8 protein-coding genes are annotated in these 7,424 nt (G+C 61.9%); all 8 read right to left on the bottom strand.

Going from position 1 to position 7,424, the window contains the following annotated elements; translation table 11 throughout:
• Nucleotides 1-890, bottom strand: an 890-nt coding sequence (locus Q0W88_RS09940; RefSeq protein WP_297803034.1) for a hypothetical protein, incomplete at its 3' end; no start/stop codon positions are given.
• A gap of 265 nt (nucleotides 891-1,155) precedes the next feature.
• Nucleotides 1,156-1,977 carry an NADPH-dependent 7-cyano-7-deazaguanine reductase QueF gene (gene queF, locus Q0W88_RS09945; RefSeq protein ID WP_297803037.1) on the bottom strand — a complete coding sequence of 274 codons (822 nt, stop codon included), beginning with the start codon at nucleotides 1,975-1,977 and terminating at the stop codon, nucleotides 1,156-1,158.
• The gene (locus Q0W88_RS09950; RefSeq protein ID WP_297803040.1) at nucleotides 1,977-3,272 is read right to left on the bottom strand and encodes a M20 family metallopeptidase; all 1,296 of its coding nucleotides are present in this window, start codon (nucleotides 3,270-3,272) and stop codon (nucleotides 1,977-1,979) included. The genes queF and Q0W88_RS09950 overlap by 1 nt, the downstream gene beginning before the upstream one ends.
• A 99-nt stretch (nucleotides 3,273-3,371) precedes the next feature.
• Nucleotides 3,372-4,454 carry a cell division protein ZapE gene (gene zapE / locus Q0W88_RS09955; protein ID WP_297803043.1) on the bottom strand — a complete coding sequence of 361 codons (1,083 nt, stop codon included), beginning with the start codon at nucleotides 4,452-4,454 and terminating at the stop codon, nucleotides 3,372-3,374.
• Entirely contained in the window at nucleotides 4,451-5,095 is a 645-nt protein-coding gene (locus tag Q0W88_RS09960; protein WP_297803045.1) for a CocE/NonD family hydrolase, read from the bottom strand. Before Q0W88_RS09960 ends, zapE begins: the two co-directional genes overlap by 4 nt.
• 66 nt (nucleotides 5,096-5,161) lie before the next feature.
• Entirely contained in the window at nucleotides 5,162-5,665 is a 504-nt protein-coding gene (locus Q0W88_RS09965; protein WP_297803048.1) for a c-type cytochrome, read from the bottom strand.
• 91 nt (nucleotides 5,666-5,756) lie between these two features.
• Nucleotides 5,757-7,013 carry a hypothetical protein gene (locus Q0W88_RS09970; RefSeq protein ID WP_297803051.1) on the bottom strand — a complete coding sequence of 419 codons (1,257 nt, stop codon included), beginning with the start codon at nucleotides 7,011-7,013 and terminating at the stop codon, nucleotides 5,757-5,759.
• 94 nt (nucleotides 7,014-7,107) lie between these two features.
• Nucleotides 7,108-7,424: biopolymer transporter ExbD (locus Q0W88_RS09975; protein WP_297803055.1), on the bottom strand; the 317-nt coding region annotated here is incomplete at its 5' end.

Below are 7,424 nucleotides of genomic sequence, written 5' to 3' on the forward strand. Positions count from 1 at the left end.
TAGGCTTTCACGTTCCAGGTATGGAAGAACTCATGGGCCGCGGTGCGGGCGAATTTCAGATACTCGCTGCGCGGCTGGAAACTCCAGCGTTCGGTCTGGATGACGGTCGAATTCATGTGCTCGGTGGCGCCACGGGCGCCGTCGGTGGCGTGCACGATGTAGAGATAGCGTGCATAGGGCGTGCTGCCGAACAGGGCGTTGGTGGTTTTGCTGATCGCCGCGAAATCCTTCAGCATGGCGTCGCCATCGTGATTGCCATCACCCCAGATCACCAGCTCGATCGGCTTGCCGTCGACCGTGGTTTGGTAGAAGCGGTGGATGCCCGTTTCAATCGGCGAGTCGGTCAGTACATCGTAGTCGGCGGCGGTGAAACAGTGGCCGCAATCGCCCTGCGCCATGCCCGAGCGCGACTGCCAGTCCTTCGGAACCTCGAGCTTGACGGTGATCGGCGCGGCGCGGAATTCCGGACTGTACACGAACACGGCACTGGCATTCAGATAAGCGTGGGAATCATCGATGTGGCGGGTCCGCAGGCCGAGCTCGTTGGCGTACAGCTCATAGGACACGGTGTACGGTACGCCGGCCGGCAACGCAAGCTGCCAGGTCGATTTGTCGGTTTTGCGAATCGGTACCGGCTTGCCATCGGCGGTTTTCGCGGCCACATGGCGAAGACCGTTGGCCAGTGGCAGGATTTCATAACGGCCGGTGCGCCAATTCGGCAGCTGCACGACGGGGTCGGCTTTGGCGCTGGCCGGAAACCGGGCGCTGACTTCGGCCGTATGCTGCGCGGCATTGCTGATGCGTAATTGGTAATGGACGGTATCGGCGGCAACCACGGAGCTGAACAACAGGGCGCTGGCAAGCGCGGCAATCACTTTGAGCATGGTCATTGAGCATCAGGGAAAGGGCATTCCATGATAACGGAGTTCCGGCCGGATTTCGGCCAGGAGGCCGGCACCGCATTCAGATTGGATTGTATGCTCTAGCCGATGCGCGCCGAATGGCAGGGAATCCTCAAAGGAGGCCGCATCATGAACATCGCTTTCATCGTTCTTTCGGCAGTGCTCGGCGTGGTTACCGCCGGCACCGGTTTGTTGCATTGGCACAACAGCATTGAAATCGACCGCTATCTGGGCAGCCGCGACGGCTGAGAGACTACTGCCGGATCAGCCGGATATTGCCCGGCATGCCCATGCCCTCGGTGCAGCGGTAGGGGTTGATATCGAGCCCGCCGCGGCGGGTGAAGCGGCCGTAGACGGAGAGCTGCATCGGCCGGCATTGACGCATCAGGTCCATGAAGATGTGCTCGATGCAGTTTTCGTGGAAGCCGTTATGGGTGCGGTAGGACACCAGATAGCGGAGCAGGCCTTCGCGTTCGATGCGGCGGCCGAGATAGCGGATCTGGATGCTGGCCCAGTCCGGCTGGTTGGTGACCGGGCAGTTGGAGCGGAACACATGGCTGACCAGCGACTCGCTGATCTGGTTGTCGCCGCTGACCGACAGATACAGCGGTTCCGGCGGGCCGTAGTAATTGATGTCGATCTCGAGATCGTCAATCACCTCGCCGTTGAACAGGTCGATCGGAAACGCATGGTTGGCGGTCGCCGGCAGGATGGTCACGTTCACCGGGGCGCCGCAGGCCTCCGATAGGTCCTGCACCAGCATCTGGCGCAGGCGCTCGCTGTCGCCGACCCGGGTCTGGTTGAAACTGTTGAGGTAAAGCTTGAAACTTTTCGATTCGATGATGTGGCTGGAATCGGCGCGCACCACGATTTCGGCCAAGCCGGCGCGCGGCCGGCCGGACTTGTCGAGCCAGCTCAGCTCGAAGGCGTTCCAGATGTCCTGGCCGAAGAACGGCAGGGGCTCATGGATGCCCAGGCCTTCGCGGGCCTCGGCACGGGCGATCGGAAACAACAGGCGCGGATCGTAGCGGCCGGTGTACTCGGCCGGTTTACCCAGAATGCTGTCTTCGAACATCAGGGCGTTCCGGCCAGATAATCGAGGCTGACCTGCAGCAGGGCCCGGGTGCCGAGCGGCAGGGCCGATTCATCCAGAAAGAACTGCGGCGAATGGTTGCTCGGTGCCGTGTTGGCGTCCTGGCCTTTCGGGGTCGCGCCGACGAAGAAGAAGAAGCCCGGCACTTCCTTGGCGTAATAGGCGAAATCCTCGGCGCCGGTGGTCAGGGTCATTTCCACCACGTCCTTGCCGGCGACCTTCTGCAGGCTCGGCAGCACTTTCGCGGTCAGGGCCGGATCATTGACGGTGACCGGATTGCCGACGGTATCCGGAATCTTGGTGACCACCGTGGCGCCGTGCGCGGCAGCCACGTGTTCGGCGACATTGGCCAGATCCTTGAACACCTGCGCGCGCATGTCGTCATCGAAGGTGCGGATGGTGCCGATCAATTCCACCGAATCGGGAATGATGTTGTAGCGGATGCCGCCCTTGATGGCGCCGAAGCTGACCACCACCGGCTGCTTGGTCAGATTCTGCCGACGCGACACGATGGACTGGGCACTGGTCACGATTTCGGCGGCGGCCACGATCGGATCAACGCCGCCCCAGGGCCGTGAACCGTGCGTCTGCCGGCCCTTGACCACGATGTTGAAGCGGTCGGAGGCGGCCATCAACGGTCCGGAGCGGTAACCGATCTGGCCGGCATTGAGCGTGGAAAACACATGCAGGCCGAACACCGCTTCCGGCTTGAAGGATTTGAAAATGCCTTCGGCAAGCATCTGGTCGGCGCCGCCGGTTTCGCCATCCGGCGGGCCTTCTTCGGCCGGCTGGAAAATGAACAGGACCTCGCCGGCGATCTCGGCTTTGTGTCTGGCCATGGCTTCGGCCACGCCCATCAGAATGGCGGTGTGCGAATCATGGCCGCAGGCGTGCATCACGCCGACTTTCTCGCCGCGGAATTCAGTGGTCTGTTTGGACTGGAACGGCAGGCCGGAACTTTCGGTGACCGGCAGCGCATCCATGTCGGCGCGCAGGGCGATGCGCTTGCCGGGCTTGCCGCCTTTGAGCACGGCGATGACGCCGGTATGCGCGACGCCGGTGGTCACCTCCAGACCGAGGCTGCGCAGATGTTCGGTCACGCGCTTGGAGGTGCGGAATTCACGGTTGCCGAGTTCGGGAAACTGGTGGAAATCACGGCGCCATTCCAGCACCTTGGCGTCGACCGGTTTGGCCCAGGCCTCGACATCGGCGGCGTGTGCGGCCAGGGAAGGCAGCAGCGCGGCGGCCACGGCAAGGACGTTTGATTTCAGACGCATGGGGGGCTCTCCGCAGGTGATTCCAATCATGCTATCACAGGAAAATCCGCCGGGTGCAGGACACTGCCGTTCTGTGACCGAGCGCGCAGAACGGGGCTTTCAGGGCCGGTGTTCGCGGGCCAGATACTCCTCGGACTGCATTTCTATCAGACGCGAAGCGGTACGCTCAAACTCGCGCCGGAGACGGTCGCCGGAATACAGCATCAAGGGATCGGCGGCGGCGCTGAGCAGCAGATTCACGTGGCGGTCGTAAAGCTCGTCGATCAGGTACACGAATCGCCGCGCGGCATCTTCATTGCCGGCATCGAAGCGCGGCACATCGGACAGCAGCACGGTATGGAAATCCCGGGCGATTTCGATGTAGTCGGCGCTCGAACGCGGGCCTTCGCACAGGGCTTCGAAAGCGAACCAGGCCACACCCGGGCTGATGGCCTGCACCGGAATGTCGCGCCGGTTGATTTCGATGAAGCCGGCCAAAGGTGCGCGGCCACTCAGACGCCGGTACTGCTGCGCCAGCAGTTCACGGCTTGCGGCTTCAGCGCTCGGCACATACGTACGCGCCTGGTTCAGGGTCCGCAAGCGGTAATCCTGCGCGCTTTCCAGCTCCATCACAACGCATTCGCGCTTGAGCAGTGCGATGCAGGGCAGGAAACTGTCGCGCTGCAGGCCGTTCAGATACAGTTCGTCCGGCGGCACATTGGAGGTGGCGATGAAGCTGACCTGCCGCTGCACCAGCTGATCGAGCAGACGGTGGAGAATCATGGCATCACCGATGTCGGACACGAAAAATTCGTCCAGTACCAGCAGACGGCATTCGCGCGCAAGCCGGGCGGCCAGCACCGCCAGCGTGTCGGCGGTATCCGGCATGCCGGCAAGCTGCTGATGGACGTGATTCATGAACCGGTGGAAATGCCAGCGCTGGTGCGGAACGTCACCAAGGTCTTCCAGAAACAGTTCGGTCAGCAGGGTTTTGCCGCGGCCGACCCGGCCCCAGAGATAAAGTCCGCGTACCGGGACGGGACGGCCGGCAATGCGCCGCCACCAGGGCCGATGCTGCGCCGCACGCAAAGCTTCGGACATCGCATCGAGCGGGATGAGTGCCGCGATTTGGGCCGGATCGGCCTGAATGTCTCCGGCAGACACCATTTCGGCATAACGCTGCCCGGCACTGCGTGGTTTCATGACGGCAACGCCTGCAGGAAGTGCTTGACGTGCTCCCGCAAAGGCACGAGCTTGCCGTGGAAAAAGTGGCTGGTTTCCGGCATGGACACAATCGCCGGCGCGGGAACCTGCGCCCGCAGCCAGGCCAACACACCGGCAGCCGGCACGATCTCATCGGCCTCGCCCTGCACCGCCAGCCAAGGACACTGCGGATGGCGTACGTCGCTGAAATCGCGGAAGCCCACCGGCGGCGCGATGGACACCATCAATAGCGGCGAATGGAATTCTGCGGCTTTCAAGGCCACCCAGGCGCCGAAAGAAAATCCGGCAAGCGCCAATGCAGACTGCGGGCGCTGACTCCGGGCCCAGTCAATCACCGCCCGGCAATCCGCCAATTCGCCACGGCCGTGATCGTAGGCCCCCTCGGACGCGCCGACACCACGGAAGTTGAAACGCAATGCGATGTAACCGCAGTCCGTGAACGCTTTCGCCAGCGTGCTGACCACCTTGTTGTACATGGTGCCGCCGTCGGGCGGATGCGGATGGCAGATGACCGCAAGCGGTGTTGCTGCATCGTGCGCCGAGGGAAATTCCGCAGAGGCCTGAATCTTCCCGGACGGGCCGGGCAGATTGAACTCAGCATTGGCGACGGGGAAAGCCATCATCGTTCCAGTATAGAGCATACAAAAACGCCGCCCGGAGGCGGCGTTGCGTATCAGGTCTGCGGTTTACTTCAGGTTGCCGATCATCCAATCCACGGTGGCGATGACCTGCTCATCGGACAATGACGGATTGCCGCCGCGGGCCGGCATGGCGCGGATACCTTCAATGGCGTGTTTGTGCAGAAGATCGTTGCCCTGCGCCAGTCGCGCACCCCACTCGGCTTTCAGCAGTTTCGGCGCGCCGCCGGCGCCGGCGGTATGACAGCCAGTGCACAGCTGACCATAGATTTCACCGCCATCCAGCGTGCCGCCATAGGCGACCTGGCCTTTGGCTGCTTCGGCGGCGGCGGCAACAGCGGCAGCCTGTGCCGCAGCACCCGTCTGACCGGCATAGACAGCGCCGACCGGTGCAATGCGCGCTTGTGTCGCGGCCTGCTGGGCCGGGGTGATTTCCGCGGGACGTTTTCCGTTGAAATAGATGCCGGCAAGAATCAGTACGAGAGTAATCAACATCAGGCCGGCAATGACCTGAGCGAAGTTTTTCATGAACACGAGATCGTGATTGCGCACAAAACACCTGTTTGGGCCGGAGCCCGAATCTGGGGAAAGGCCTATTATATCGGGGCTTGCGTGCTGAATAAAGCGCTTATTGCACTGATTTTCAGTGGAAAATGAAATACAGCAGATTGTTCTGGAAGAACGGGTTGCCGGTCAGCAGACTATGGCGCTCGCAGAAAAAGGTGGTCTGGGCCACCGGAAACAACTCCTGGCGGGGCGCCGTCGACAGGTAGTCGAAGGCTTTCCGGGCCGAGGCCGACTCCCGGGTGACCAGGCCATCGCCGGGGGCGGACAAAAGCTCGCGGTAATTGACGTTCGGGTGCGGCGCTTTGATCTGGTCTTCGCTGAACGCCAGACGGTAGGTGCCGGGCCCGCCCTCGAGGAGGGCGCGTGATTCGGTTTGACTGCAATCCCCGCCGAACAGCGCAATCTCGGTAGGCGAATCGGTCATCGGCACGGCCAGCGCCGCTTGGAAATCGCGGGCCTGTTGCAGGTTGCGTTTGAACACCTCCTGTGCGGCCGCCAAAGCCTGCGTCGGTAGCCGGGCTTCGGTGGTTTCGGAGAATACCGACCATCGGTTCTGCTGCCAGAGCCGTATGTCATAAAGGTCAATGGTGACGGGCGTTCCGTTGGCATCCAGCACAGCCACGGCGCCGGGCAAAGGCAGTGTTTCGAACGGCGTGGCGAAATAGGCCATCATTTCCGATGGAACCGTCCGCAGCCCCATGTCGTAGCCCTGATACAGGCGTTTGATGCTGATGACCGATCCCAGATTGGGGGTTCCCAGCATCACCAGCCGCCGTATGCGCTGGCCGCCTTCGGTCCAGGCCTTGGGGGTTGCGCGGGTCTTTGCCGTCTGCGGGCCGTATTGCAGATAGTAGCGGGCAATCAGCCCGCCGTTGCTGTGCGCGATGATGTCGACCTTCAACGCCGGGTCGCCGTAATCGCGACGGATCTGCTCTATCAGTTCGTGCAGGCGGTTGACCGCCGTGAAATTGCTCTTCCGCCAATCGTAGGTGAATACGTAAAGGCGGCGCTGGCTTTTGTCGGTGACCGGCAGACCCGGACGCGACTGCCGGTACTTCCCGGCCTTCTCCAGCATGGACACCAACTTGCCGTAAAAATCGATGCCGGCCATTTCATCGAACAGCCTTCCCGGCTGAATGCCATCGGCATCGTCCGGCACCAGCTGGTCATAGCGTGTAAACGCGAGATTGTTGACCGATACCGGCCAGACCTCTTTGCCCGTGGCATCGACCAGGGCGCTGCCCATGATGCCCGGAATCACGATCAGCGGCGCCCCGGTTTCATTCATGTAGGCGGTACTGTACAGCGCCTCAAGATCCGGCGTTTTGGTCACCGAGACGCATCCCGATGCCAAGAGCATCAGAAACAGTAAGGTGAGTCGTTGAAAGCTTTTCATCTGAAAAAAAACGCCCCTTGCGGGGCGCTTTTCATTCCTGGAAGCTGATTTTTTTAAGATCGGCGTTCTTGGTCCGTGCCAGCACCTTCGCCAGAGTTTCATACTCGGCATCAGGATCCACCGTGATGTTGATGGTCGGCTGCACATCGCGGGCGCCTTCAACATTGAACTGCGCCTGCAGGGTTGCCATCGGTACCGGACTGCCGTTCCAGGCCACGGTTCCACCGGTCTGGACATGGATGTCGATCGGTTCCGGCGGCTCTTTTTCCTTGGGCGGATCAACCGTGGACTTCTGCGGGAGATCGACCTGGATCTGGTAGGACAAGGGCGGCGCGGTCACCATGAAGA

The organism is Arenimonas sp. GDDSR-1, assembly GCF_025980345.1.
GTDB lineage: Bacteria > Pseudomonadota > Gammaproteobacteria > Xanthomonadales > Xanthomonadaceae > Arenimonas.